28 protein-coding genes, 1 tRNA gene, 1 other RNA gene and 1 pseudogene are annotated in these 22,547 nt (G+C 56.3%); 6 read left to right on the forward strand and 25 right to left on the reverse strand.

Going from position 1 to position 22,547, the window contains the following annotated elements; translation table 11 throughout:
- Positions 1-12: 12 nt before the first annotated feature.
- The 6 genes from ACW5W8_RS06280 to ACW5W8_RS06305 all read right to left on the reverse strand — a co-directional run bounded on the left by ACW5W8_RS06280 (position 13) and on the right by ACW5W8_RS06305 (position 3,416).
- Entirely contained in the window at positions 13-234 is a 222-nt protein-coding gene (locus ACW5W8_RS06280; RefSeq protein ID WP_005353373.1) for a hypothetical protein, read from the reverse strand.
- Positions 227-544: a hypothetical protein gene (locus ACW5W8_RS06285; RefSeq protein WP_139461460.1), complete on the reverse strand. Its 318-nt coding sequence runs from the start codon at positions 542-544 to the stop codon at positions 227-229. The genes ACW5W8_RS06280 and ACW5W8_RS06285 overlap by 8 nt, the downstream gene beginning before the upstream one ends.
- On the reverse strand, positions 541-1,116 hold the full coding sequence (locus ACW5W8_RS06290) for a glycoside hydrolase family 108 protein (RefSeq protein WP_139461459.1): 576 nt from the start codon (positions 1,114-1,116) through the stop codon (positions 541-543). The genes ACW5W8_RS06285 and ACW5W8_RS06290 overlap by 4 nt, the downstream gene beginning before the upstream one ends.
- A gap of 79 nt (positions 1,117-1,195) precedes the next feature.
- A complete protein-coding gene (locus ACW5W8_RS06295; protein WP_139461458.1) occupies positions 1,196-2,308 on the reverse strand; it encodes an XRE family transcriptional regulator in 1,113 nt (370 codons plus the stop codon).
- Complete coding sequence (locus tag ACW5W8_RS06300; RefSeq protein WP_139461457.1) at positions 2,295-2,918, reverse strand: hypothetical protein; 624 nt, start codon at positions 2,916-2,918, stop codon at positions 2,295-2,297. The genes ACW5W8_RS06295 and ACW5W8_RS06300 overlap by 14 nt, the downstream gene beginning before the upstream one ends.
- Before the next feature lie 63 nt (positions 2,919-2,981).
- Complete coding sequence (locus ACW5W8_RS06305) at positions 2,982-3,416, reverse strand: Mor transcription activator family protein (RefSeq protein WP_139461456.1); 435 nt, start codon at positions 3,414-3,416, stop codon at positions 2,982-2,984.
- A 113-nt stretch (positions 3,417-3,529) separates the two neighbouring features.
- Here ACW5W8_RS06305 and ACW5W8_RS06310 point away from each other — a divergent pair, with 113 nt between their 5' ends.
- Positions 3,530-3,823 (forward strand): hypothetical protein, encoded by a 294-nt coding sequence (locus tag ACW5W8_RS06310; protein ID WP_139461455.1) that lies wholly within the window; start codon positions 3,530-3,532, stop codon positions 3,821-3,823.
- 1 nt (position 3,824) lies between these two features.
- On the opposite strand, the gene ACW5W8_RS06315 is transcribed toward ACW5W8_RS06310, so the two are convergent.
- The 11 genes from ACW5W8_RS06315 to ACW5W8_RS06365 form a co-directional block, all read right to left on the reverse strand.
- The gene (locus ACW5W8_RS06315) at positions 3,825-4,277 is read right to left on the reverse strand and encodes a gp16 family protein (protein ID WP_139461454.1); all 453 of its coding nucleotides are present in this window, start codon (positions 4,275-4,277) and stop codon (positions 3,825-3,827) included.
- Positions 4,277-4,543: a hypothetical protein gene (locus ACW5W8_RS06320; protein ID WP_013723579.1), complete on the reverse strand. Its 267-nt coding sequence runs from the start codon at positions 4,541-4,543 to the stop codon at positions 4,277-4,279. Before ACW5W8_RS06320 ends, ACW5W8_RS06315 begins: the two co-directional genes overlap by 1 nt.
- A complete protein-coding gene (locus ACW5W8_RS06325; protein WP_060585863.1) occupies positions 4,530-4,787 on the reverse strand; it encodes a hypothetical protein in 258 nt (85 codons plus the stop codon). Before ACW5W8_RS06325 ends, ACW5W8_RS06320 begins: the two co-directional genes overlap by 14 nt.
- A gap of 45 nt (positions 4,788-4,832) precedes the next feature.
- Positions 4,833-4,902: hammerhead ribozyme type II (locus ACW5W8_RS06330), an RNA gene on the reverse strand.
- A gap of 7 nt (positions 4,903-4,909) precedes the next feature.
- On the reverse strand, positions 4,910-5,104 hold the full coding sequence (locus ACW5W8_RS06335) for a hypothetical protein (RefSeq protein ID WP_005345945.1): 195 nt from the start codon (positions 5,102-5,104) through the stop codon (positions 4,910-4,912).
- A gap of 14 nt (positions 5,105-5,118) precedes the next feature.
- Positions 5,119-5,739 (reverse strand): DUF3164 family protein, encoded by a 621-nt coding sequence (locus ACW5W8_RS06340; RefSeq protein WP_139461452.1) that lies wholly within the window; start codon positions 5,737-5,739, stop codon positions 5,119-5,121.
- Between the two features lie 10 nt (positions 5,740-5,749).
- A complete protein-coding gene (locus ACW5W8_RS06345; protein WP_498626948.1) occupies positions 5,750-5,929 on the reverse strand; it encodes a hypothetical protein in 180 nt (59 codons plus the stop codon).
- 19 nt (positions 5,930-5,948) lie between these two features.
- Positions 5,949-6,197, reverse strand: a complete 249-nt coding sequence (locus ACW5W8_RS06350) for a Kil protein family (RefSeq protein WP_005353401.1) — start codon at positions 6,195-6,197, stop codon at positions 5,949-5,951.
- Between the two features lie 56 nt (positions 6,198-6,253).
- On the reverse strand, positions 6,254-7,366 hold the full coding sequence (locus ACW5W8_RS06355) for a helix-turn-helix domain-containing protein (protein WP_498626949.1): 1,113 nt from the start codon (positions 7,364-7,366) through the stop codon (positions 6,254-6,256).
- Between the two features lie 69 nt (positions 7,367-7,435).
- Complete coding sequence (locus ACW5W8_RS06360; RefSeq protein ID WP_029300291.1) at positions 7,436-8,158, reverse strand: AAA family ATPase; 723 nt, start codon at positions 8,156-8,158, stop codon at positions 7,436-7,438.
- A 42-nt stretch (positions 8,159-8,200) separates the two neighbouring features.
- Complete coding sequence (locus ACW5W8_RS06365) at positions 8,201-10,414, reverse strand: DNA-binding protein (RefSeq protein ID WP_139461450.1); 2,214 nt, start codon at positions 10,412-10,414, stop codon at positions 8,201-8,203.
- 408 nt (positions 10,415-10,822) lie between these two features.
- Between ACW5W8_RS06365 and ACW5W8_RS06370 the strand changes: the two genes are divergently transcribed.
- On the forward strand, positions 10,823-11,569 hold the full coding sequence (locus tag ACW5W8_RS06370) for a LexA family transcriptional regulator (RefSeq protein ID WP_013723688.1): 747 nt from the start codon (positions 10,823-10,825) through the stop codon (positions 11,567-11,569).
- Positions 11,570-11,836: 267 nt separating this feature from the next.
- Here the strand turns inward: ACW5W8_RS06370 and ACW5W8_RS06375 are convergent.
- The 4 genes and pseudogenes from ACW5W8_RS06375 to fadR form a co-directional block, all read right to left on the reverse strand.
- Positions 11,837-12,238, reverse strand: a pseudogene (locus ACW5W8_RS06375) (AEC family transporter); the annotation flags it as partial.
- Positions 12,239-12,250: 12 nt separating this feature from the next.
- Positions 12,251-12,808 (reverse strand): YaeQ family protein, encoded by a 558-nt coding sequence (locus ACW5W8_RS06380; RefSeq protein WP_005336887.1) that lies wholly within the window; start codon positions 12,806-12,808, stop codon positions 12,251-12,253.
- A gap of 187 nt (positions 12,809-12,995) precedes the next feature.
- Entirely contained in the window at positions 12,996-13,136 is a 141-nt protein-coding gene (locus ACW5W8_RS06385; RefSeq protein ID WP_005345965.1) for a TIGR02808 family protein, read from the reverse strand.
- 265 nt (positions 13,137-13,401) lie between these two features.
- Positions 13,402-14,115, reverse strand: coding sequence for a fatty acid metabolism transcriptional regulator FadR (fadR, locus tag ACW5W8_RS06390; protein WP_026034983.1), 714 nt, complete (start codon positions 14,113-14,115; stop codon positions 13,402-13,404).
- 333 nt (positions 14,116-14,448) lie between these two features.
- Here fadR and nhaB point away from each other — a divergent pair, with 333 nt between their 5' ends.
- Together nhaB and dsbB are read left to right on the forward strand one after the other, a co-directional pair.
- Entirely contained in the window at positions 14,449-16,029 is a 1,581-nt protein-coding gene (gene nhaB / locus ACW5W8_RS06395; protein WP_498626950.1) for a sodium/proton antiporter NhaB, read from the forward strand.
- Between the two features lie 98 nt (positions 16,030-16,127).
- Positions 16,128-16,649 (forward strand): disulfide bond formation protein DsbB, encoded by a 522-nt coding sequence (dsbB, locus tag ACW5W8_RS06400; RefSeq protein ID WP_139429851.1) that lies wholly within the window; start codon positions 16,128-16,130, stop codon positions 16,647-16,649.
- 78 nt (positions 16,650-16,727) lie between these two features.
- Here the strand turns inward: dsbB and ACW5W8_RS06405 are convergent, their stop codons facing one another.
- The 3 genes from ACW5W8_RS06405 to uvrB form a co-directional block, all read right to left on the reverse strand.
- Positions 16,728-17,375, reverse strand: a complete 648-nt coding sequence (locus ACW5W8_RS06405; RefSeq protein WP_040069761.1) for a DedA family protein — start codon at positions 17,373-17,375, stop codon at positions 16,728-16,730.
- Between the two features lie 179 nt (positions 17,376-17,554).
- Positions 17,555-17,812 (reverse strand): YkvA family protein, encoded by a 258-nt coding sequence (locus tag ACW5W8_RS06410; RefSeq protein WP_113739995.1) that lies wholly within the window; start codon positions 17,810-17,812, stop codon positions 17,555-17,557.
- Positions 17,809-19,821: an excinuclease ABC subunit UvrB gene (gene uvrB / locus ACW5W8_RS06415; RefSeq protein WP_498626952.1), complete on the reverse strand. Its 2,013-nt coding sequence runs from the start codon at positions 19,819-19,821 to the stop codon at positions 17,809-17,811. Before uvrB ends, ACW5W8_RS06410 begins: the two co-directional genes overlap by 4 nt.
- Before the next feature lie 133 nt (positions 19,822-19,954).
- On the opposite strand from uvrB, the gene ACW5W8_RS06420 reads away from it, so the two are divergent.
- Positions 19,955-20,030: transfer RNA gene (locus tag ACW5W8_RS06420), tRNA-Asn, on the forward strand.
- Between the two features lie 54 nt (positions 20,031-20,084).
- Here ACW5W8_RS06420 and ACW5W8_RS06425 read toward each other — a convergent pair.
- Positions 20,085-20,267, reverse strand: a complete 183-nt coding sequence (locus ACW5W8_RS06425; RefSeq protein ID WP_498626953.1) for a hypothetical protein — start codon at positions 20,265-20,267, stop codon at positions 20,085-20,087.
- A 536-nt stretch (positions 20,268-20,803) separates the two neighbouring features.
- Between ACW5W8_RS06425 and ACW5W8_RS06430 the strand changes: the two genes are divergently transcribed.
- A complete protein-coding gene (locus ACW5W8_RS06430; RefSeq protein WP_498626954.1) occupies positions 20,804-22,489 on the forward strand; it encodes an aspartate:alanine antiporter in 1,686 nt (561 codons plus the stop codon).
- Positions 22,490-22,547 lie beyond the last annotated feature (58 nt).

A 22,547-nucleotide genomic window follows, 5' to 3' on the forward strand; every position in this document is an offset into this window, starting at 1 on the left:
CTCGTATGGCTACTAACGGACGGTATGGGTCGCCTTGATGCGGCCCCAGATGGCGAGCAGGCCACCCACCGCACTGGCCAGATCCACCAGGGTGGATGCCAAGCTGGCTTGGGTACCCGCATCGACCGGCACACCGAACAGGCCCGCAATACCGGCCCCCACGGCAATCACACCACCGATCACAGTGCGGCTTTTGAAAGCAGACTTCGCTTGAGGTAACAGGGAATCAGGCATGATGGACTTCCTTCTTTTTGGGTTGAAATAACGGAGGTTGGGAATGACGGGCACGGGCCCGCAGGCGATCCAGTTCGGTCACCGAGCGCCACCCCTTCTCAAAGAGGGATTGACGGGTCTGGTGGTGGCTATAGAGCGGGATCGCCTTCGGGTCAGCGATCTGATTGGCCAAAGCGGCCTTGAGATGGGCTTTGCGCCCATCCTTGAAGCAAGCGAGATAACGGGGGTTCTTGAGCTCAGGGATGCCAAAGCAGCCCGCAGCCTGGATCGCGGCCGCTGCCTTCTGTTGCTTGATGGTCAGCACGCTCATGCCACCACCTCGCCAACTACGTCGGAAAGGAGGTAGTTCTGCAGACGCAGCAGTCGGTTGATCCAGCCATCGGCATTGGCCCACTGGCTCGGGTCTTTGCGCACAATGCCGTGCATGAAGCTGGCCCGCTGCATCATCAGCGCCAGCAGGAATGAGGTCTCACCCTTTGCGCCCAGTTGCTGCTTGAGCCTGCCAATCGACACAGGGCCAAGGCGGCCATCTGCCATCACCCCCAAGACCTGCTGCAGCTGTTGGATGGCGCGTTTCGGCCCGTGATGCACCGCTGCATCAAACACGGCGATAGAGAGGGCCGGGCTTAAGCTGGCGATCAGGTCACAGCGGGCGGGAGCCCAGTAGTTCTGGCGGTAAAAGGGCTCGGTATGGGCCGGGGTCAGATCACCGATAGCGATATCGGGTACCCCATCCCGATCGAGGTCGGCCATGCCGTCCTTCTTGCCATCGGCGGCATCGGCGATGCCGTACTTGGTATGGCCACCACGGTCAGCGTGATGGTTGACTTCGCCCCCTTCCACATCGGGACGAAGCAGCCATTTAAGTGCGAGTGATAACATAAAGGCCCCTCGGTGAACTGCGTTATCAGCAGCGTACCGAGGGGCCTCTATGGCATGGGTTTATGGTGGGTTAGAAGAGTTACATCACTAGTCGTAGTGGTTTTTTTTCTGCTCCAAAGTGCCTAATTCCAAAAAGTTCAAAGACAATCTCTTCCGTTACCCCTATGGACGCCAAAATTGCTGACCACTCTCTATGAGGTAAAACCTCAATCGCCCGATTCAGAAGTGTCGGTGCCTCCATAGGAATCAGTTCATCACCAGGTTCTTCCCTTGTGTAACCTTTAGTATTCAAAAAAAGAAAACCGCTTCGAGCCTTCTCTGGTGTAATCAAGCCCAATGATGATGCCCGATAGATGATCGCCTTTAAGCTCACTTTCCAACGGGACTTAAACTCGACAAGCTTACTCCAGTCAAATTGTCTACCTCTGAGGGCAGGAAACTCTTTTGAGAATGATACCCTTGGCATTAAGAATGCACTTGCGAACCGATTTGCTTGAGCCTCTGTGATCGTATCACCAGTAGTAATGCCATCATGTAAAACCAAATGTCCTAGTTCATGAGCAATATCGAATCTGAAACGACACACACTCTTTTTAGCATCATTTCGAATAATAAAAGGTCGTTGATGGGGAACTGAAAATGCGTCAACTTTTTCATCAACACCACGAATCGTAGTTACTACAACACCTAATCTTTCCACAAGATTAACCATTGATGATATTGGGCCTAGACCTAAGTCCCATTCTCTACGACATTGTTCTGCAACTCGTTCAATTTCATTAACATTATTTATGTTGAACGCTGAGACATCTGGCATCATTACATCAGGGAAGACAATCTCACGCTCAACACATCTTATGACTTCCTCAAAAATTTCGGCTCTCGCCATTACACTTTTTGTCATTGTTTGTGTACGAGAACGCAAACTTCTGAAATGACAAACTTCGGCTTCAATAGGATATGCTCTTTGTGAAAAGAGGAAGTTTTTCTCAATGCCAAGAAGAGAACATATGGCATCCAAAGCCTCTTCTGTTGGTTGCATTCCCTTCTCATACAAGCTGATCGATTGTCTGGTCTTACCAATAGCGGTAGCAATTTCCTCCAAAGAGAATCCTTTTGCCATACGGGCGACTTTCAGTTTGTCGCCCCTATATGATTCCTGACCAAGTGATTTATTACTAAACAGATCCATTATCTTTTTGCTCATCGGTGCGGCGTCTGAATACAGGCGCGACATCAATATCTTTTGCTTCTGGGAGTTCAACATGGGTTGATGTTGCAGGGATGATAGCCACAGAACTATCAATGCTCTGCATTGCAACAATTGCTTGATATTGATTAAATCCGACCAACGCAATTGTCCATGATGGAGCTAAATCCTCATCTTCAATATGAGGCTCAACCATAACTCGCCATTTGAGTTCAAGTTCAGGTTCAGTATTAGAAAAAAGTCGAAGCTGCTCGAACTCAGGTGCATTCATTAATAACCGATGTTTTTTGGCAGGATTCGAAATCGTATCCTTAGAAAACTGCATCGGAACATTGTTAACAGAGAAAACAAAATCCATTCTAGGGGAGACGAAATTCAACCAATCGTACTTTTTCCTCTTATGCATCAGTCGAATGTACTGCATAACACGGCCATAAAGACCCGTCCCTTTTGTCCAAGACCAATCCAGCTCCGGATGGCAATAATCTTGATGCTCATTGAGAGCATATGCAATCTCGCCCAAAAGTTGGTTTACCGTATCTTGGTCAAGAAGGGGTTGTACATGTTGAGGAACAGGGTACTGGTTTTCCATTCGTCACCTTTTCGGCATTTTTGGATTTTGTAAACCTATTATCTTCGGGAAAGTGCCATTTTGTCAATCAGGCTGTTGTGTAAAAAAATCCCCCTGTACCTTACGCCTCGTTAACTTTCGCTGATCCGCCACCACTGCATAGGTCTGCGGAACCGAGAGGCCATGCTTACGGGCAAGCTGGTCAATATTGCGGCCATTAAACTCATCCCAGATCGCCCTGTCACGCAGCGCGGCTTTGAGATGTTCCCCGGTTGGGATGTAGTAGGCGCGGCCCCCCATATAGTGGGCCTGAACCAGCGCCAACTTGCGGGCCTGAGCCTTGGCCTGCTCGAGCCCCATTCCCCCTCTTGCCAGTTCGCAGGCCAGCACATCCACCAGCTCGCTCAGGGCTTTGGGCCATTTGGCCGTCAGTTCGGAGGCCGGGATCTGGTCGAGGCGATCGACCAGCTGCCCCAGTGAGGCGTGATCATCGGCAAAGAGATCCAGATTTTGTTCCATGACTCCCCCGGCAAAACAGAAAAAGCGGTGCGCCGATTAGAACACAGGCCATTTTATGCGCACATTTTTTAGCGCATACTGAGTCCCTCGTTATCAAAGGGAGATTGAGACGAATGAAATGGAGCGAACGATTAGTTGAATGGCTGCTGGATCTAACGGTGAAAAGCCAGCGAGACCCCAATGCTCTATGGCCTGCGGTCATTGCTTTTATCATTGCCTTTGGGTTGGCTATTTTCCCTGCGTTCTTAATCAGCAACCTTCCAGCTCAAGGCCCGATGCGAGATGGGATGATCGATATATTGCAAATCATCTGGGTCGCCTCGGCAGTAGTTGGCCTGATCATTTTAGCCAAAGGGGTAATGCTTACTCTAGCTCGGCTAGAAAAAGCAGGGCGTATTCCTGATTAACTCAGGTACGGCTGTTCCACTTTTTCAGCGCCTCCAGCACTTTGACGGCCAGAGGCGCATCCAGCCAGCCCACCTCGGCCACCCCTACCCCACCGTTTAAACGGGCCGTCATCCGTTGCACCCAGTGGTTTAATGCGGTTTCCGAACCATCCCTGACGATGCCAAGACGAGCCATCTCGCACCAGATGGCTCTGATCTTGGCAATTTCATTGACCCTGACGTGGCTACCGGTCGCCGGACTCAGCCGTCTGTTGGCTGCATGGCGAGCAGGCTTGGGAATAAAGCCCGCCGCCTTGAAAGCTGCCAACACCTGTTCCAGCTCCTGTTCGCTCAACAGGGCGGCGCTGCGCTTGCCGGTGTGGCTGGCCAGCAAGTCGCGGTAACACTCGTCATCGAGCGCCAACGCACGGCGCCCCACCTGTACCAACCGGATCAGTCTGCTGCGTTTATCCATCACCTATCCCCTCCCCGTTCTGCCTTGCTGTCATGGTGCTGCCCGGCCACTCTCAGCTGTTGGTAGTGCTCATTGAGGCACCCCCGACACCAGCTGGAGAGCCGGGTGGCATCGCTCGCCACACCGAAAAACTCGGTATCCCATGGCCAGAACTCGCCACAACGGGGGCAGCGCTGCTCCAGCCCCAGTTCGGTGATGCAGGCCCGACCGCTTTGCAGGCGGCGAGCCAGAATATGGGGGGCCAGCAGGGGGCTATAGATGGCCATGGCGATCCCCGGTTTCGTGTACCCCACCACCATCTCTGGCCGATTTGGCCTGCTGCAGTTCGGCCACCAGTTGCCAGCGCATCTGGCAGGCTTCTCCGGCCAGTGCATGAAAGCCACGGGCGCGCGCCTCTTTATCAAACTGCTTGAGCTGTTTGCACACAGCCCGTTTCTCAGCCGCAACCAGTGCAATGGCTGCGCTGCTGAATATCTTGGTAAGTCGAATATCCATCTCTGTTTTGGTCATCGCCGTGCTCCTTGTATCAAGACGGTGAAGACCTGGGCCCAGATCGTTTGGTTGCTCATCAGTACCCGGCCACCACACCGGGTAGACAAGGCGGCATTGCCGCCCTGTTTCGCAGCGGGCCATTACTCGAACTGCAGTGGCGTCACCCCTTGATACTCCTCGGCATTGAGGGGGGCAGGCCCCAGCCCCAGCGCCCAGAGCAGGGCGGCCTTGATGCCATCTTCATAGGTGTCGTCGGGGTAACAGGTGCCCTCGGTTTCGGTGATCTGCTCACAGAGCAGCAGTTGCTCTTCGGCTTTTTCCACGTTGATTTCCACCGCGTATTCCTCCTTCACAACTTGGCCAGATCCAGGCTCATCTGGATGTAACGCCCGTGGGCGTCACGCTCATAGAGCCGCAGATATTGGCTGGTACCGGTCACCTGGATGGCATCGACAGCAGCTTGCATGGCCAACAGCCAATCCGGGTCATCGATATTGAGCTGGCGCAGGGAGAGCACCTGATTTACGTCGATATGACCGCTCTTGGATACCCGAAAGGCATGGTCTACCAGGGCTCGGATCTCGCTGCTAGCGCCATCGCTCCAGCGGGCGATGCACTGGTCAATCAGCGCTTTGGCGGCCTGGATCCGTTCATCAAATTTGCGGTGCTCCCCCACCGCCCGAATAAGCTTGTAACGGCCATCAAAACTGAGCAGGGTCACGTTGCCCTTGGTACCGCCCCATGCCACGCCGTACTGCTCGGCGGAGAGATCAACAAAGTCGGCGATCTGTTGCATGGCGCCAATCTTGAAGGCAGCCAGCTGTGCGCGCTGCTCGCGGGCAGCAGCGATAATGGCCAGCACCACTTCATCGCGCAGCTTGTCTGCCGGGGCGATCAGGCTTTCCGGTACCCAGTGCCCCTGAGCGTTCTGGCGCATCGGGGTGGTACTGCTGGTTTGTGCTTCTTGCATGGGCTTCTCCTTAATGGATCTTGTTGCTGCCAGGCACCGGAGGGCACATCACGGCGCTGAACTGCTCTGTTGTCGCGCTCGCCAGCTCCTCTTGGTGGGTCGCGCTGCAGAATTCGAGAAACTTGGGTAACTGGCGCAGTACCACCCGCGCCAGCGCCTCGTCTTCTATCTCAAGCTGGATCTTGCTCATCTCATCCCCCTTGCCGGTTTCAGGATTCTTGGCGCCAGTGCAGCAGGCACCCGCCAAAGCGCACCAGGGCAACTTCACGCACCACGCCCGCCAGACATTCACGGCTCAACACGGCGCGCGCCTGCATCTCTTTGGGCAGTGGCCCGGTAACCGCCAGCAGCGGGGTATGGCAAACCCGGCTGGTGCGAACGTCATATCCCTTGGCCGTCAGCCAGTGGCTGAGTTGCTCGGCGGTCTTTTGCAAATTGCTGTGCAGATGCTTTTTCATCCCGTTCTCCTTGTGATCTCGTCACCGGGCCCACCGCGAAAGAGCCCCACCAACCCTTATTTGCCTTCTTGCTTGTCGAGCAGCCGGTTGTATTTGATGGCCATGATTTTCAGCTCTTCGGCCAGCAGCTCACTCAGAATGCGCAGGCTGCTGCTGGCATTGTCGCCATCGCTTTTGGCCTGTCGGCGCAATCTGGAGAGGGTTGCCTCGGCGTCATAGCGAGCCGTTTTCTGCGCCCCTTTGCCCTGCTCTACAGATAACCGCATCGGGCGACGCAGTTGCTGCGCCTCGGTCAGCTGGCTATGGGGGCAACCGCTGCGGCATGCCTTCCAGAGCTTGATATCCATCGGACTGCTGCCCACTTCGCTGGGGCCACGGCGCTGGTGAGCGAGACACTGATGCGCCGGGATATCCCCCAGGATGGGGCACCTCACCTTGTTGCCCATCAGGGCCCCTTCCACCAGGGTCTGTACCCTTGCCATATCGCCGGGATACTTTTCGTTGCAGACCTGGCTGATGGTGGTGCGAGAGAGCCCGAGCTTCTCGGCCACCTGGGCCAGCGAACTGGCCGCCACTTCGGCCTGCAACACCTCAAGCCACGTTTCCATGTGTCTCCTCCTCCGTTGGAACGGGTATAACTGCTGCTGGTTTTGATCCCAGCAACCATGGTCACGACACAGCGGGGCATAACGGCCTGTATCCCTGACCAGCTGATAGCGTCCTGTCAGGCCGTGTCTGGCGGGTACAGGCAGCAAACTGTCAACTTTGAACAGCACTTTGACGTAACCGGCTTTCACCAACCTATCGGTGTAAAACCAGGCTTGTTTCTGACCTGTCTCTGCCGTCAGCATCAGGTCTGTCAGGGTGAAGAAGCGGCTGATCTTCATGGTGTTCCACATTTTCTGTTGATTGGTTTTGCGCTTGTTCCGGCATTTTGGCCGCTTCTGGCCACTACTTTTGCCAATCGGTGGCACGTATTGGGCGCTAACCACTTTGAAATAGGCCGGGCGGGATACCACGCCGTCCGGGTGTTTAATGAGGTGGCCAGCGGCCAACCAGTCACGCACGACCTTGTAGATATGTGCCTCCGACATTCCCGTCACGGCGATCACGTCCTTGATCAGAAAAGTCTCTTGCTGGCACATCCATTCCCAGGCTTGCAACGTCATTAGCGTTGCTTTTGTATCAACCACTGGAATCCCTCCCGTGCTTTGTTTTTATTGGCTGTAGCCTGACGGCTAGCGGCTGCGACGCACGTCATGGAGCAGCTCGCTGGCATCAACGTCCTCCAGCCGGATAATCCGGGCATCAGAGGCCATCGCCATTTTTTCAATCTTGTCGAGGGCCGAGACGATGGTGCGCACCACGCCGTTGGAACGCTTGCGGATCAGATCCAGCAGTGCATCGTCGATCTCCACGTCCACCTCCAGCATTTCGCTGGCAATCAGGGACACGTCATCGAGATCGGCCGGTTTGAATTCGATCCACTGGGAGATGCGGTTAAACAGTTGCTTGCGCTGGCTGATGCGGCGGGCAATCTCTTCCATCCCGACCAGGATCAGGGGTTGTTCGGTGGCATCGTAGATATCGCGCAGGGTCTCCATGATGCGGGCATTGCCGACCACGTAATCGGCCTCGTCCACGAAGATGGCCAGCTCTTCGGCGCGCACGGATTCGATGATGCTATCGACCTGAGCACGCAGGTTGTGGCGCTGGGGAATGCCGATCTCTTTGGCAATCTGCTCCAGCAGGCTGGTCACCGTGTCGGCCTTGTAGCAGCGGACATAGATGCCGTTCACTTCGTCCTGGTTGAACAGCCATTCCACGGCGGTGGTCTTGCCAAAGCCGGAGGGGCCATGGATCAGACCAATGCCCGGCACGATGCTGGAGCGGTTGAGCAAGTTGTCGAGCAGCTGCTCGGTCTTGATCATGTTTTTGACTTCAACGATCTTGTGTTTCATAGTGGGTTTGTCCTTTGTTTTTGGGCCTTTTCGGGCTATTCGCTAACCTTTTGCCTGGGTGCGGCGGGTAGCCCGAACTTCATCCAGATGGCGGTTAATGCGTTTTGCCATCAGCTTGTGGCTGTAGAGGTATCGGGTCAGCCACTCCTTCTCCCGCTCTGTCAGCGGGGTATCCAGCTCCCGCTCTGCCAGATAGATCGCTTGCTCGTACTCGGTCTTGAGTGCTCTCGATTCCTGCCCTGCGATGGATTGCGCCCGCTGCGCTTTCGCTTCTCGTCTGGCTTCTATGGCGGCCAGCTCTGCCGCATTGAAACGGGCGGGTTCAGCGGTGGTTGAAACCCCGGTGAGCGCGGCCAATGCCGGGTTATCGAGGGTGAGATCGCGCCGACTGAACGCTTCAATACCCTTGGCCTGATCGACGAAGTGGCGCACCACATCCTGATGGAGCTGGTCGATGCCAAAGGTCTTGGCAAGGTTGCGCATCTCGCGGCGAAAACTGGCCAGCGCCTTGGCATCGGCTTTTTTGGCCGCCCGGAAGGCATCGGGACTGATGCCATTGCCCAGCAGGTCGATGTTGATGGCCTCGATCCGCTCGTTCCAGTCGCCGGTGCGGTACAAGATGGCGCGGCCCACATCGCACGGATCGAGAAACACGCTGACCCGCTGGCTCTTCCAGTTGTGCTCCAGCAGTTCGGGGGCGCTGTATTTGAGACCACCGGCCTTGATAAAGCCTTTGGAGACTGTCGCCTCACCGATATGGTTGAGCAGCAGATCCAGCGCAGCTTCATCGGGAATGGCACGGCGCTGATAACGGGCCAGCTGATACTTTTCATTGGGGCTGACCCCGAGGGCGCTGTGCTTGCGGTTGTGGTAACGGGCATCGAGCCAGTTATCGAGCAGAGTTTGCAGCTCTGCTGCCGTCATGGCCAGCTCGTAAATCTCTTTTTGCGCATCCGGTTTGCGCTTCTCTTCCAGCCGCTGGGCAAAGCTCTTGCGCGCCTCGATCACCTGACGGTCTGCCACGCAGTGGCCGATATAGGAGGGCAACAGCTCGATCAGGCCGTGGCTCAGGGTGCGGAAAAAACGCTCGATATGGGGTTTCTCCCACCCCGAGTAGGCGTTGGAGCGGCTGACGTTCATACCAAGCAGGGTGCAGATGGACATGACTCGTTGGCTCACGTAGTCGGAGCCGTTATCGGTGCGCATCACGCCGTTATCGTTGAGCGTGCCCCAGGCCAGCAGGGTCTTGCGCAACAGCAGGCAGATCCCTTCGCTCGATGAGCTCTTGGCCACCAGCAGACGAACGCGACGGGTATACACGTCGATCACCGCGATGATGCTGTGGCGACCATCCACCAACATGGCATCGACCGGGGTGCTATCGAACTCCCATACGTCGTTGGGCTGGGCCATCCAGGGGTACATCTCCTCGATCGCGCTGCGATATTTGTTGTTGTAGGCATCCGGGTTGGTGGTGTAGGTAAAGGCCACCTTGTTCTCTGCCAACCATTTCACCATCCAGCGACGCAAGGAGGATTGGCTGGGGATCTGCCATCCCAGCTGATTCATTTCGCTGTATTGGCTGGCCAGTTCGTGCAGCGCCCCCCACTTGTTGGCCAGATGGGGCTTGGTGGTGACCAGTGCGGTGAGAAACTGGGCCAGATCCGGGCTCTGCTCGACGGTTGATGGCCGCTCCCGCTGATAGTTGCCAGCCAGAGCTGCGGGGCCTTCATCCGCCAGCGCACTTTGCCAGCGGCGCAGGGTGATCAGACTGAATGGCTTTTGCCTTTCATAAACGCTGACAGGCAGGGCGAGAGTGCGGGCACGGTATGCCTCGATAAAGGCGCGGCGACCCACCTCCCCTTGCTGGCAGGCGTGATAGGGGGCCAGGAAGATATCGGCGGCCTGCAGGATCAGCAGTCTGGCATCGACCTTCTGGCGAGCCCCCTCCCCCAAAGTCAGCAATTTGCGGCCTGCCTCCGGTTTGACCGGCACCTCACGCGCCAGCAACTTGGCCATAGCCTTGCCACCCGCCGCATGATCGGTCACCGCATGACCTTGTGCGGCCACAGCTTGTTCTGCCAGGTAACGGCGGGTTTCAATCGGCAGTGAGCCAATGTGGTATTCAGCCCCTTTGCCTTTCTCGCGCTTGCGGCTTTGCCATTCTTCACGCTCGGCCTTTTTGCGCACACCATCGGGGTAAGCGGGCATGCCAACCAATCCGGCCAGTGCCTGGGCGGTGTACCAGGTGCTCATTGGTCACCTCCCAGCAGATCGATCCCCAACGATTCGGACAGCAGGGCCATGATGGCGCGGCTTTCCCGACGCTTGGGGCTAATCCCTCTGGCCGGAGCATAGTGTTTGATGCAACGCTGTACGGCTCGGGGGTGCAACCCTTTAGCGCGGGCCCAAGCAGCTTGGGAATATCCGCATTTTATGAGCTCAGCCCTGATCCACTCTGGTGTTTTCCCTGACATACTCACCCCGTTTCGGTATCATCAAGTGTCGCAGTGCGTATCTTTGTCATTCATAAAAGAATGATTTTATGTCGCAGCGCGTCACATATGAATGATTGATCACCCCAAAAAGATTGACAAGTCTTTTTGTGCGGAATTTTTTGTCTATCGACTCACCAGCATTAGCCACTAGCCGAGAATTCCTTGTATGTCAGAGCGTTATGAAGAAAAACCACAAGCAGTACAAAAAGACGGTGAGGTATCTTTTCTGACGGCGGGAATGGATACTTTGAGTGACCGTCTGGATGAGCTGCGCGGGAGCCTGAGCTACAAGGCATTTGCCGAACTGGTGGGGATGAGTGAGTCGGGGATGCGCAAATACTTCCCCCCGTTTAATTCACTGCCCACCATCGACAAGGCGCTGCGCATCGCGCGGACGTTCAATGTGAATCTGGAGTGGCTGGCCACCGGTCAGGGCCCAAAACACCCGGATGGAACGGCCGAGCAGATGGTGCAACGTGAGGAGTTTGATGAAGAGTACGCGCTGATCGATGGCTACCATGTCACCGTCAGTACCGGCCATGGTGCGTTTAATGATGATCATGAGGTTAAACGCAAGCTGGCCTTTCGCCGTAAATGGCTCACGTTTCGCAAGTTAAACCCGGATAACCTGGTGGTGGTCTTCGCCAAAGGCGACAGCATGGAGCCCACCATCCACTCTGGTGACTCTATCCTGGTCGATATCAGCAAGAATCAGATCGAAGACGGATCCATCTTCGTGTTGCGCCTGGGGGAAGAGCTCTACGCCAAGCGCCTGCAGAAAAACTTCGATGGCGGGATCACCATCATCAGCGACAACCGCGATGATTACCCCCTGCAGGTCGTTCCAGCCAACCAGCTGGAGAACCTGGCCGTGATCGGCAAGGTAGTCTGGGCCGGGCACGACTTCTTTTAGCCAAAAGCATCCTAACAACTCCGCCAGTTAGGATTTCGTGACCTGCTTACAAAGGGATTAAACAATCCCAATTAAAACTAGGCATCACGCCTAGTTTTTCATTTTCAGCGCATTGGCTAGCAGCTTGACTCGAAAGTTTTCATTTTGCGGTTAAACGGCTTTGTTTAACCGCATCACGCCACAAGCCCCGCCATTCCTGAGTTTGTCCCGCCATCTCCCACTTGTTTTCACCAGCTCCCGGTTTTTCATTCTTAGTGGTGGGTTACACGAGAAGTGCAGCAGATTGGAGAGCACAAAGAGGATCACGATGGCCCCCAGTTGCTGCTCGCCAAATGCCAGCACCATCAAGGGGATACCAAGATTGCCGGTATTTCGGAACATGGCGGGCAAGATCAGGGCTGCCCGCTCAATCCCTTTGAGTTTGAGCAGTGCGAGCAGCAGACCGGGTAACAGAATAACCAGCGCCCCCGCCGCAATCAGCGGCAGATGCTCCGTCAGCGCCAGCGGATATTTGACCAGCGCGGAGAAGACCAGCGCCGGGGTAAACAGCTCGATATTGGCCCGATTGACGTAACCGAGAGCGGCCCCCGGTCGCAATCGCCCGTAGAGTGCGCCGAGCCCGACCACACCGAACACCGGAATGACGATATTGAGCAAGGCGCTGAACATGGGCGGCGTCCGTTACAGTTCGCGGGCCGGTTTGCCCATCAGCACCACCGGATCCAGCGTCACTTCCAGTGCGCCGTTACTGACCCAGAGCTGACCATCGGAAATAGTGCAGGTGAGCTGCATGGTACGCTCGACCATGGCGGTCAGCGGCAGAGTCTGGCTGTCGGAGAGTTCGATGATGCTGAGGTTGTCATGCTGGCTCAGCTTGCCCTGGTTCTGCTTCCACCAGACGCTGGTGCCACGACCACCGTAGAGATAGAGCACCACCTGACGGGCGCGGTTGCAGGCTTTTTTGAGCCGTTTTTCATCGGGTTGGCCCAGCTCGATCCAGAGCTCTATTTCGTCCGAGTAGTTCTTGCACCAGAGCTCGGGTTCGTCATCGGCGCTCAATCCCTTGGTGAACTCCAGTCGCTCGGCAGCGTGCCAGGCAAAGGCAGCCAGCCGGATCATCATCCGCTCATCGGTTTCGGAGGGGTGGCGCGCCAGCGTGAGGGAGAAGTCCTGATACAGATTGCGATCCATATCTGACAAACTGATCTGGGCCTTGAATACGGTTGCCTTGAGAGCCATAGAAAACCTTGAACACCTGATAAGAGAAGGGTGAGTGGGAAATACGGGCGCCAGTGTAATCAAAATCGGCGGCAGGTTCGACCATCCTGACCAAAGATTTCCCCTTCCCTGCCGGGATAAGTGCTTTAAAAGACACAAAAAACAAATGCCAGTCCGAAGACTGGCATTTGGCGGCATGAGAAGCGACTCACTTCTCGGCGGACTGTACCCCGAACGCGTTCAGCAGCATGCAACAGGTCACTGCCACCGCCACGAATCCGCTCAGAAAGATAAAGGGCATGGCCCCGTATCCCAGTACTGTCCAGATGGTGTGTTCAAGAAGACTCATTGTTGTGTCCTTCATCCGGTGAAAGGTGTGTTCCTTCTGGCGGATATTGGCTCCGCTCTTGATGCCTCCATTTGACCTCAATCAGCGGTTGGGTCCTATGCCACCAAAGTGATAAATGCAGGGTTCATTTGCGCTGGATCAAGCTTTTTGGCCAAATATCCATGCAGTTCAAGCAATTACCACCGCCAATCAAGGATAGACACAAACTCGGCAGAATAAAAAAACGCGCCGGATGGCGCGTTTCTTGGACAGCACAGGCAAGGGATCAGTTGTCGCACAGATCGCTTGGCATGTCCTGACGCAGGCGGGTCCAGAGCTTGCCGGACTCTATACCGTACTGACGCACTGTCATGAACACAGCTTCGTGGTTCTTGGTCTCGGCCAGATTGAGCAGGGTCTTGTAGTAGGCGTCTGCGGTCTCGCGGGCCTGCTTGTCGGAGAAGTAGTAGCTGCCGACTCTGCTATACAACCCTTTGAAACCGTTCAGGATCAAAGCGTAGATCGGATTGCCGGAAGCAAACGCCAGCTGGTGGTGCAGGCGATAATCGAACTCGGCATAAGCCTGGGCGTTGTTCTCGACCCCATCGGCGCCACGCAGGATCTCGGCGGCCTGTTCAGGATTGTGACGGATCGCCCCGCGGATAAAGATAGTGCAGATGTGGGTACGGGCGGAGAGCAGCTGAGCTATCAGATCAGGTACCTTGTCCTGATCCAGACGAGCCAACGTCTCCAGAATATTGAGGCCGGAGGTTTCCCAGAAATTGTTCACCTTGGTCGGCTTGCCATGCTGGATGGTCAACCAGCCATCACGGGCCAGTCGCTGCAGCACTTCGCGCAAGGTCGTCCGCGTCACCCCGATCAACTCGGATAATTCACGCTCGGCGGGCAGAATAGATCCGGGAGGAAAGCGATTGTTCCAGATGGACTCGATGATGTATTCCTCGGCAAACCCTGCTGGGCTCTGCGCTTTTATAACCATGAATTGACTCTGTTGTAATGCGTAAAAAGGCTGACGAATGATATCAAAGCGATGATGGCTGGCAAGCATAAGGTCAGTCCTCTGCTCACATATGGCAAATATAGTGTTGGGAATATATATCTAATCGCCACGAGGGAGCCAGCCAACCCCGACAAGGTGGTTATAAAACAGACACATGGGCAGAGATCCATCGGCTATCATTTATAATCGTCACGCTTTTTGATTAAAATCACGAGGAATCAGACAGATAAAGGCCAACATCCGGAGGCACAGGTCGAATCATCCTTGACTGCATAGAAGCAGATCCTAACAACAAAGTTGAGACCCATTATCATGCCAATAAGCCTAGGGCAGGCATTCGCCAAGAACTTCTTGGGCAATGCACCACAGTGGTACAAAAACGCCATCTTGCTATTTCTGGTGATCAATCCGATCGCCTTCCACCTTGATCCTTTCATTGCGGGCTGGTTACTGGTCGTTGAATTTATCTTCACCCTGGCGATGGCCCTCAAGTGCTACCCCCTGCAACCGGGTGGCCTGCTCGCGATCGAAGCCGTGTTGATCGGCATGACCTCCGCCGATCAGGTCAAGCATGAGCTGGTTGCCAATATCGAAGTGCTGCTGTTGCTGGTGTTCATGGTGGCAGGCATCTATTTCATGAAGCAGCTACTGCTCTATGTCTTCACCAAGCTGCTGATCGGGGTGCGCTCCAAGATCCTGCTCTCCCTCTCCTTCTGTCTGGTCTCCGCCTTCCTGTCGGCTTTTCTCGATGCACTGACGGTCATTGCCGTGGTGATCAGCGTTGCCACCGGTTTCTATGCCATCTATCACAAGGTCTCGTCCGGCAAGGGATTCGGGCATGCACATGACCACACCCATGATCAGGAAGTAAAGGAAGACCACTATCAGGCTCTCGAGCAGTTCCGCGCCTTCCTGCGCAGCCTGATGATGCATGCCGCCATCGGTACCGCGCTGGGTGGTGTCTGCACCCTGGTGGGCGAGCCGCAAAACCTCATCATCGGCGAGCAAGCTGGCTGGCACTTTGGCGAGTTTGCCATTCGCATGGCCCCCGTCTCGCTCCCCGTCTTTATCTGCGGTTTGCTTACCTGTGTGCTGGTCGAGAAGATGGGATGGTTCGGTTATGGTGCCAAATTGCCGGAGTCGGTGCGCGCTATCATGGAGGAGTACAACCTGCATGAGAATGCCAAACGCACCCAGCAGGACAAGGCCAAGCTGATGGTACAGGCTCTGATCGCCATCTGGTTGATCGTCGGCCTGGCTCTGCATCTTGCAGCGGTAGGATTGATTGGCCTCTCGGTCATCGTGCTGGCAACCTCGTTCACCGGTATTACCGAAGAGCATGCTCTGGGCAAGGCCTTTGAAGAGGCGCTGCCCTTTACCGCCCTGCTGGCTGTGTTTTTCAGCGTGGTCGCCGTCATCATCGATCAGCAGTTGTTCAAGCCGGTGATCCAGTGGGTTCTTTCGGCGGAACAAGAGCAACAATTGGCGCTTTTCTATGTAGCCAACGGTCTACTCTCCATGGTCAGTGACAACGTCTTTGTCGGGACCGTCTACATCAACGAAGTCAAGACTGCCCTGCTCAATGGCGCCATTGACCGCGCCCAGTTCGATCTGCTGGCGGTGGCCATCAACACAGGTACCAACCTGCCATCGGTCGCCACCCCCAATGGTCAGGCCGCCTTCCTGTTTATGCTCACCTCGGCATTGGCGCCGCTGCTGCGCCTCTCCTATGGCCGCATGGTCTGGATGGCGCTGCCCTACACATTGGTGCTGGGGCTGGTCGGCTTTTTCTCTGTCGAATTACTGCTTGGCCCTGCCACCGAGTGGTTCTATCAGCACGGATGGCTGGTGATGGAGAGTGCGCTGCCAGCGGTACAGCCAGCGCTGCATTAATCCATTGAGATGGTTTCCGAGGGCCCTTTCAGGGCCCTTTTCTTTTCTGCCCCGCTCTGCTCTAATTCAGCCACTGTTTTTTCTGAGAGATCAAAGAGATGATCGAGTTTCTCCGCCGTATCGCCGCCCATCGGCTGGCCTGGGGTCTGTTGGCAGCATCAGCCCTGTTCCTCGAGTTGTGCGCCCTCTTCTTCCAGCATGTGCTGGGCCTCTCCCCGTGCGTGATGTGTGTTTACGAACGGTTGGCGACCCTGGGTGTGCTGGCCGCCGGCCTGCTCGGCATGGTGGCGCCGGATAAGTGGTATGTTCGCTGGAGTGCCATGTTGCTGTGGGGCTACAGTGCCTTTCGCGGCTTCCAGCTGGCCCTCAAGCATGTGGACTATCAGGTTAACCCCTCCCCGTTCAACGTCTGCAGCCCGTTTGCCGACTTCCCGAGCTGGGCTCCGCTCGATCAGTGGCTCCCCTGGCTCTTTATGCCGGAAGGGGATTGTGCCCAGATCACCTGGCAGTTCCTCGGTTACTCCATGCCCCAGTGGCTGGTCGTCATCTTCGCCGCTTACCTGCTGGTCTTCACCGTGGTGGCCATCGGCAATCTGGTGAAAGGGCGCTGCTGCAACTGAGTGTCATGCCCGTGAGGAGATAAAAAGGGGGGAGCCATGATGGCTCCCCCTTCTCGTTCTGGTTGACCGTACTTCTGGTTACGCCCTGGCTGTGCTCATCTTGGCCTTGACCGCGCCAATTACCATGGGCAACAGGGAGATACCAATGATGCCGAAGATCAGCAGGGTAAAGTTATGACGCACCACCGGCAGATTGCCAAAGAAGTGGCCGGCATAGACGAAGGAGAGTACCCACAGCAGGCCGCCAACCAGGTTGAACGCCAGGAAGCGCGGATAGGTCATGGCCCCCATCCCTGCCACAAACGGCGCAAAGGTACGCACGATAGGCAGAAAGCGGGTGATGATGATGGTCTTGCCACCATGCTTGGCATAGAAGGCGTGGGTCTTCTCCAGATAGTCGCGGCGGAATATTTTGGAATCCGGGTTGCGGAACAGCTGCTCGCCGAAGAAGTGGCCAATCGTGTAGTTGACCACGTTGCCCAGCACGGCAGCGATGATCAGCACGGCCGCCAGGGTATGGACATCCAGCACGCTGCCCACGGTAAGCGCACCGGCGGCAAACAGCAGGGAGTCACCCGGCAGGAACGGCGTCACTACCAACCCGGTCTCACAGAAGATGATCAGAAACAGGATGGCGTAAACCCAGACGCCATAGTTCTCGAACAGCTCTTTCAAATGCACGTCAACGTGCAGGATAAAGTCGATTGCAAAGAGGATCAGATCCATTTTTTCCATACCCATAAAGTGAACGGCGTGGAGTCTACGCCAATGCCATCCGGGCGACAATCACCGGGGCAGCCTCTTTTTTGTCCCGCAGCCCCCACCTTCAAATGAAACCGTTTTTCCGCTTCCTTCGAGGGTGAGGGCACAAAGAGAGATATCGAGCATGGTCTTGAAAAGGTGAACTAAGGGGCCTGTTCCAGATCGCTGCGCACTGCGGGGGGAAGACAACGCTCCCAGCCCCATAGCAACACCAGCAGCAGGGTCACATCATCGAACCAACCCAGCAAGGGCACCACGTCAGGGATAAGATCCACCGGACTGATGCCATAGAGCAGGATAAGGATCACCAGGCCCCTCGCCCACCAGGGAGTACCGGGATGGCGAAAGCCCTGATAGAGACGACGAAGTCGTTGCCAAACAAGCCAGCGTTTACGGCTCATGATTCGATCAACTCGCCACGCAACCGCTGGATCTGATCCCGCAGTGCCGCCGCCTGTTCGAACTCCAGATCCCGGGCATGTTGGAACATCTGCTCCTCCATCCGTTTGATCTCTTTGGCAATCTCGCTGGCAGAGCGGACATGGTACTCCCCTTGCGGCTCGGCTGCCTTGCGCATCCCCTTGCCTGGTTTACCTGCCGTGCGGCTGCCCCCCATGTCCATCACATCGCCAATGGATTTGTTGAGCCCTTTGGGGGTGATCCCATGCTTGAGGTTATGGGCATGCTGCAAGGCGCGGCGCCGCTCGGTCTCCTCAATGGCTACCTTCATCGAGTTGGTGATGGTATCGCCGTAGAGAATGACCTTGCCGTTGAGGTTACGCGCCGCCCGGCCGATGGTCTGGATCAGCGAGCGGGTCGAACGCAGGAAGCCCTCTTTATCCGCATCCAGAATCGCCACCAGCGACACCTCCGGCATGTCGAGACCTTCCCGCAGCAGGTTGATGCCCACCAGTACATCGAACTTGCCGAGGCGCAGATCGCGGATGATCTCCACCCGCTCGACCGTGTCGATATCGGAGTGGAGGTAGCGCACCTTGACGTCGTGCTCCGCCAGATACTCGGTCAAGTCTTCCGCCATCCGCTTGGTCAGGGTCGTGACCAGCACCCGCTCCTCCACCGCGACCCGTTTGCGGATCTCGGAGAGCAGATCGTCCACCTGAGTAGTCACCGGACGCACCTCGATCTGTGGATCGAGCAGGCCGGTTGGGCGCACCACCTGCTGCACCACATCGCAGCCAGATTTCTCCAGCTCGTAGGGGCCGGGGGTCGCCGAGACAAACACCGTCTGCGGCATCAGCGCTTCAAATTCGTCAAACTTGAGCGGCCGGTTGTCCAGCGCAGAGGGGAGCCGGAAACCGTACTCCACCAGGGTCTCCTTGCGGGAGCGGTCCCCTTTGAACATGGCGCCGATCTGCGGCACCGTGACGTGGGACTCGTCGATGATGAGCAAACCATCCCCCGGCAGGTAGTCAAACAGGGTGGGCGGCGGCTCCCCCGGCGCACGGCCGGAGAGGTAGCGGCTGTAGTTCTCTATGCCGGAGCAGTAACCCAGCTCCTGCATCATCTCCATATCAAACTGGGTGCGCTGACTGATGCGCTGCTCTTCCACCAGCTTGTTGAGGGACAACAGCTGCTCGCGGCGACTGCGCAGCTCCTCCTTGATATGCTCGATAGCACCCAGAATGGTTTCGCGCGGGGTGGCGTAGTGGGTCTTGGGATAGATGGTATAGCGTACTACCGTCTGCTCTATGGCGCCGGTCAGAGGATCGAACAGGGAGAGGCGCTCCACCTCCTCATCAAACAGCTCCACCCGCAGCGCCAGCTTGTCCGATTCGGCAGGGTAGATGTCGATCACTTCACCACGCACCCGGAAGGTACCGCGTTGAAACGCCATGTCGTTGCGGGTGTACTGCAATTCGGCAAGGCGACGCAGGATATCCCGCTGGTTGATCACATCCCCCACTTTCAAGTGCAGCATCATGCTCAGATAAGCTTGGGGATCCCCCAGACCATAGATGGCCGACACCGAAGCAACGATCACCACGTCGCGCCGCTCCAGCAGCGCCTTGGTGGCCGACAATCGCATCTGCTCGATGTGATCGTTGATGGAGGCATCCTTCTCTATAAAGGTGTCGGTGGTTGGCACATAGGCTTCGGGCTGGTAGTAGTCGTAATAGGAGACGAAATACTCCACCGCGTTGTCGGGGAAGAACTCCTTCATCTCGCCATAGAGCTGGGCGGCCAGGGTCTTGTTGGGAGCCAGGATCATGGTCGGGCGGTTCAGGGTGGCGATGACGTTGGCCATGGTGAAGGTCTTGCCCGAACCGGTCACCCCGAGCAGGGTCTGGTGGGCCAGCCCCGACTCGATGCCATCCAGCAGTTGGGCAATCGCCGTGGGCTGATCCCCGGCGGGTTGAAACTGGCTGGCTAACTTGAACAATTTGCTCATGAACACTCCCGACACAAGACAGCAGAGGAGCAGTGTAACCGAGGGTTTGGCAGCGGTACACCCGTGCCATCATCCCGCGAATGGCTTGACCACCCCGGACACCTTCTGTATGATGCTCCTCCTTGCCTGATGTTCCCCCGTAGTTCAGTCGGTAGAACGGCGGACTGTTAATCCGTATGTCACTGGTTCAAGTCCAGTCGGGGGAGCCAATTCCTCACCATCTCGGTGCAAGTTATCCACTTTAGTGCCCTCTCCTGCCAATTTTAATGCACAAGATCCTTCTTGCTGCTGATGCTCCCTTTTGTAACCCGTTCCGGCTCGACAGAGTTTTCTCCTGTCGCACCTAACCATTTGATTTTTATACAAACATTTTTCTTCCGGTATTTTTTGAACAGCCCTTGCATCCCAGTACTGGCGCGGCTTTCAGGGCAATGAACAAGTTTCATAAACAGGGTTATCCACAGATTCTGTGGGTAAGTGCAGCAAGCCCTGTCAGGACGCGGGATTGCCCGTTGTTGTCATCGGCAAGAGTCCGTTTTGCCGGCAAACCTGATTTTATGCTGTTTTGCCACGGACGCTGTAACAGACCGACAACAGGCTCTATTGGCACTTTCCTGAGGCATCTTTTTGCCAGCCCTTTTCCCGTGAGCAAGCGGATAAAATCAAGCGATATTTGCATGGTTAGCACGGCGGCTCATCTGTGGTTGAATATGCCGAAACGGCGCTCCGGTGACCGGCTATACAGCAGAATCTAAAATATCGGCCAGCGCCCAAGCGCTTCGGTAGCAAGTAGCATTTTTCACTAATTGACATGCGCTGTGGCAGCAAAAATTCCCTGATTTCATCTGATTGTCTCCCTATCCCGCCGCCGGGCCCGCAAATAGCGTCCGATAACGTCAGATTAATCGCTCCCTTGCGCTTCTTTATTGGGGATAGATCCGGCACAATATCGACCCCACTTTTTTCCTCGGTTTTTCCGGGCATGACCATAGATTTCGTGACACTGCTACATCAAAGCGACTCCCTGCTGCTGTTCGTGGTATTGGCCTTCGGCCTGCTGCTTGGCAAGGTGCGAATTGGCAACTTCCAGATTGGCAACACCATAGGTGTGCTGTTTACCGCCCTGCTGTTCGGCCAGATGGGCTTCGAGTTTACTGCCACCACAGAAAACGTCGGCTTTATGCTGTTCATCTTCTGTGTAGGGATCGAGGCTGGCCCTCACTTCTTCAGCGTCTTCCTGCGCGACGGCATCCACTACATCACCCTGACCCTGGTGATCTTGCTGACCGCCCTGCTGCTGACGGTGGGGCTGGCCAAGTTCTTCAATCTGGGACCTGGTATGGCGGCGGGGATCCTGGCGGGTTCCCTCACCTCGACCCCGGCGCTGGTGGGTGCCCAGGATGCCTTGCGCAGTGGTCTGCTCAACCTGCCCCATCAGACCGATATGCAGGCGGTGCTCGACAATATGGGCATCGGCTACGCCCTGACCTATCTGGTGGGTCTGGTAGGCCTGATGCTGGTGGTGCGCTACCTCCCCTCGCTGGCTCGCCTCGACCTCAATACCGAGGCACAAAAAATCGCCCGCGAGCGTGGGCTCTCCGACAGCGAGAGTCGCAAGACCTATCTGCCCATCATCCGCGCCTATCGGGTTGGCCCCGAGCTGGCGGCATGGATTGGTGGTCGTACCCTGCGAGAGACCGGCATCTATCCCCATACCGGTTGCTATGTAGAGCGGATCCGCCGCAACGGCATTCTGGCCAGTCCCGACGGCGATGCCGTTATTCAGGAAGGGGATGAGATCGCTCTGGTGGGCTATCCCGAGAGCCACGAGAAGCTGGACGTCAACTATCGCAACGGTAAAGAGGTGTTTGATCGCAACCTGCTCGACCTGCAGATCGTCACCGAAGAGATAGTGGTAAAGAATGACTCCGTAGTCGGTCGCCATCTGGTGGAGCTCAACCTCACCGAGAAAGGGTGCTTCCTCAACCGGGTGGTGCGCTCCCAGATCGAGATGCCGTTCGATCGCAACATCATGCTGCAAAAAGGCGACGTACTGCAGATCAGCGGCGAAAAGCAGCGGGTCAAACTGCTGGCCAACAAGATCGGCTTTATCAGCATCCATAGCCAGACCACGGATCTGGTGGCTTTCACCACCTTCTTCGTGCTGGGGCTGCTGATCGGTTCCGTCTCGCTGGTGTTCGGCCAGATTGAATTTGGCCTCGGCAACGCGGTCGGTCTGCTGCTGGCAGGCATTCTGATGGGGTATCTGCGGGCCAACCACCCGACGGTAGGCTATGTGCCGCCCGGCGCGCTCAGATTGGCCAAAGATCTCGGTCTGGCGGTCTTTATGGTGAGCACGGGCCTGAAAGCCGGTGGCGGCATCCTCGACCACCTCAGCGAAGTGGGTATGGTAGTGCTCTTCTCCGGCATGCTGGTGACCACCTTGCCGGTGCTGGTTGGCTATCTGTTCGGGGTCTGGGTGCTCAAGATGAACCCGGCGCTGCTGCTCGGCGCCATCACAGGTGCCCGGACCTGTGCCCCGGCGATGGATGTGGTCAACGAGGCAGCCAACAGCTCCATTCCGGCGCTTGGCTATGCCGGTACCTATGCGGTGGCCAACGTGATGCTGACCCTGGCGGGCTCCTTTATCATCGGCTTCTGGTTCTAGCCAGCCGCCATCACATTACCGCTAACAAAGAAGGGAGCCTCAGGCTCCCTTCTTGCTA

Source organism: Aeromonas aquatilis, from assembly GCF_054052405.1.

Bases quoted from the DNA above. Each gene is read 5' to 3' on its own strand.
- ACW5W8_RS06405 (WP_040069761.1), bottom strand. From the start codon at position 17,375: ATGGATCTGATCCTCTTTGCAATCGACTTTATCCTGCACGTTGACGTG.
- uvrB (WP_498626952.1), bottom strand. From the start codon at position 19,821: ATGAGCAAATTGTTCAAGTTAGCCAGCCAGTTTCAACCCGCCGGGGAT.
- ACW5W8_RS06280 (WP_005353373.1), bottom strand. From the start codon at position 234: ATGCCTGATTCCCTGTTACCTCAAGCGAAGTCTGCTTTCAAAAGCCGC.
- ACW5W8_RS06285 (WP_139461460.1), bottom strand. From the start codon at position 544: ATGAGCGTGCTGACCATCAAGCAACAGAAGGCAGCGGCCGCGATCCAG.
- nhaB (WP_498626950.1), top strand. From the start codon at position 14,449: ATGCCAATAAGCCTAGGGCAGGCATTCGCCAAGAACTTCTTGGGCAAT.
- ACW5W8_RS06305 (WP_139461456.1), bottom strand. From the start codon at position 3,416: ATGGAACAAAATCTGGATCTCTTTGCCGATGATCACGCCTCACTGGGG.
- ACW5W8_RS06380 (WP_005336887.1), bottom strand. From the start codon at position 12,808: ATGGCTCTCAAGGCAACCGTATTCAAGGCCCAGATCAGTTTGTCAGAT.
- ACW5W8_RS06410 (WP_113739995.1), bottom strand. From the start codon at position 17,812: ATGAGCCGTAAACGCTGGCTTGTTTGGCAACGACTTCGTCGTCTCTAT.
- ACW5W8_RS06370 (WP_013723688.1), top strand. From the start codon at position 10,823: ATGTCAGAGCGTTATGAAGAAAAACCACAAGCAGTACAAAAAGACGGT.
- ACW5W8_RS06290 (WP_139461459.1), bottom strand. From the start codon at position 1,116: ATGTTATCACTCGCACTTAAATGGCTGCTTCGTCCCGATGTGGAAGGG.
- ACW5W8_RS06340 (WP_139461452.1), bottom strand. From the start codon at position 5,739: ATGCAAGAAGCACAAACCAGCAGTACCACCCCGATGCGCCAGAACGCT.
- ACW5W8_RS06325 (WP_060585863.1), bottom strand. From the start codon at position 4,787: ATGACCAAAACAGAGATGGATATTCGACTTACCAAGATATTCAGCAGC.
- ACW5W8_RS06430 (WP_498626954.1), top strand. From the start codon at position 20,804: ATGACCATAGATTTCGTGACACTGCTACATCAAAGCGACTCCCTGCTG.
- ACW5W8_RS06385 (WP_005345965.1), bottom strand. From the start codon at position 13,136: ATGAGTCTTCTTGAACACACCATCTGGACAGTACTGGGATACGGGGCC.
- ACW5W8_RS06310 (WP_139461455.1), top strand. From the start codon at position 3,530: ATGAAATGGAGCGAACGATTAGTTGAATGGCTGCTGGATCTAACGGTG.
- ACW5W8_RS06295 (WP_139461458.1), bottom strand. From the start codon at position 2,308: ATGGATCTGTTTAGTAATAAATCACTTGGTCAGGAATCATATAGGGGC.
- ACW5W8_RS06345 (WP_498626948.1), bottom strand. From the start codon at position 5,929: ATGAGCAAGATCCAGCTTGAGATAGAAGACGAGGCGCTGGCGCGGGTG.
- ACW5W8_RS06355 (WP_498626949.1), bottom strand. From the start codon at position 7,366: ATGACGTTGCAAGCCTGGGAATGGATGTGCCAGCAAGAGACTTTTCTG.
- fadR (WP_026034983.1), bottom strand. From the start codon at position 14,115: ATGGTTATAAAAGCGCAGAGCCCAGCAGGGTTTGCCGAGGAATACATC.
- dsbB (WP_139429851.1), top strand. From the start codon at position 16,128: ATGATCGAGTTTCTCCGCCGTATCGCCGCCCATCGGCTGGCCTGGGGT.
- ACW5W8_RS06350 (WP_005353401.1), bottom strand. From the start codon at position 6,197: ATGAAAAAGCATCTGCACAGCAATTTGCAAAAGACCGCCGAGCAACTC.
- ACW5W8_RS06320 (WP_013723579.1), bottom strand. From the start codon at position 4,543: ATGGCCATCTATAGCCCCCTGCTGGCCCCCCATATTCTGGCTCGCCGC.
- ACW5W8_RS06365 (WP_139461450.1), bottom strand. From the start codon at position 10,414: ATGAGCACCTGGTACACCGCCCAGGCACTGGCCGGATTGGTTGGCATG.
- ACW5W8_RS06300 (WP_139461457.1), bottom strand. From the start codon at position 2,918: ATGGAAAACCAGTACCCTGTTCCTCAACATGTACAACCCCTTCTTGAC.
- ACW5W8_RS06360 (WP_029300291.1), bottom strand. From the start codon at position 8,158: ATGAAACACAAGATCGTTGAAGTCAAAAACATGATCAAGACCGAGCAG.
- ACW5W8_RS06425 (WP_498626953.1), bottom strand. From the start codon at position 20,267: ATGAAACTTGTTCATTGCCCTGAAAGCCGCGCCAGTACTGGGATGCAA.
- ACW5W8_RS06315 (WP_139461454.1), bottom strand. From the start codon at position 4,277: ATGGATAAACGCAGCAGACTGATCCGGTTGGTACAGGTGGGGCGCCGT.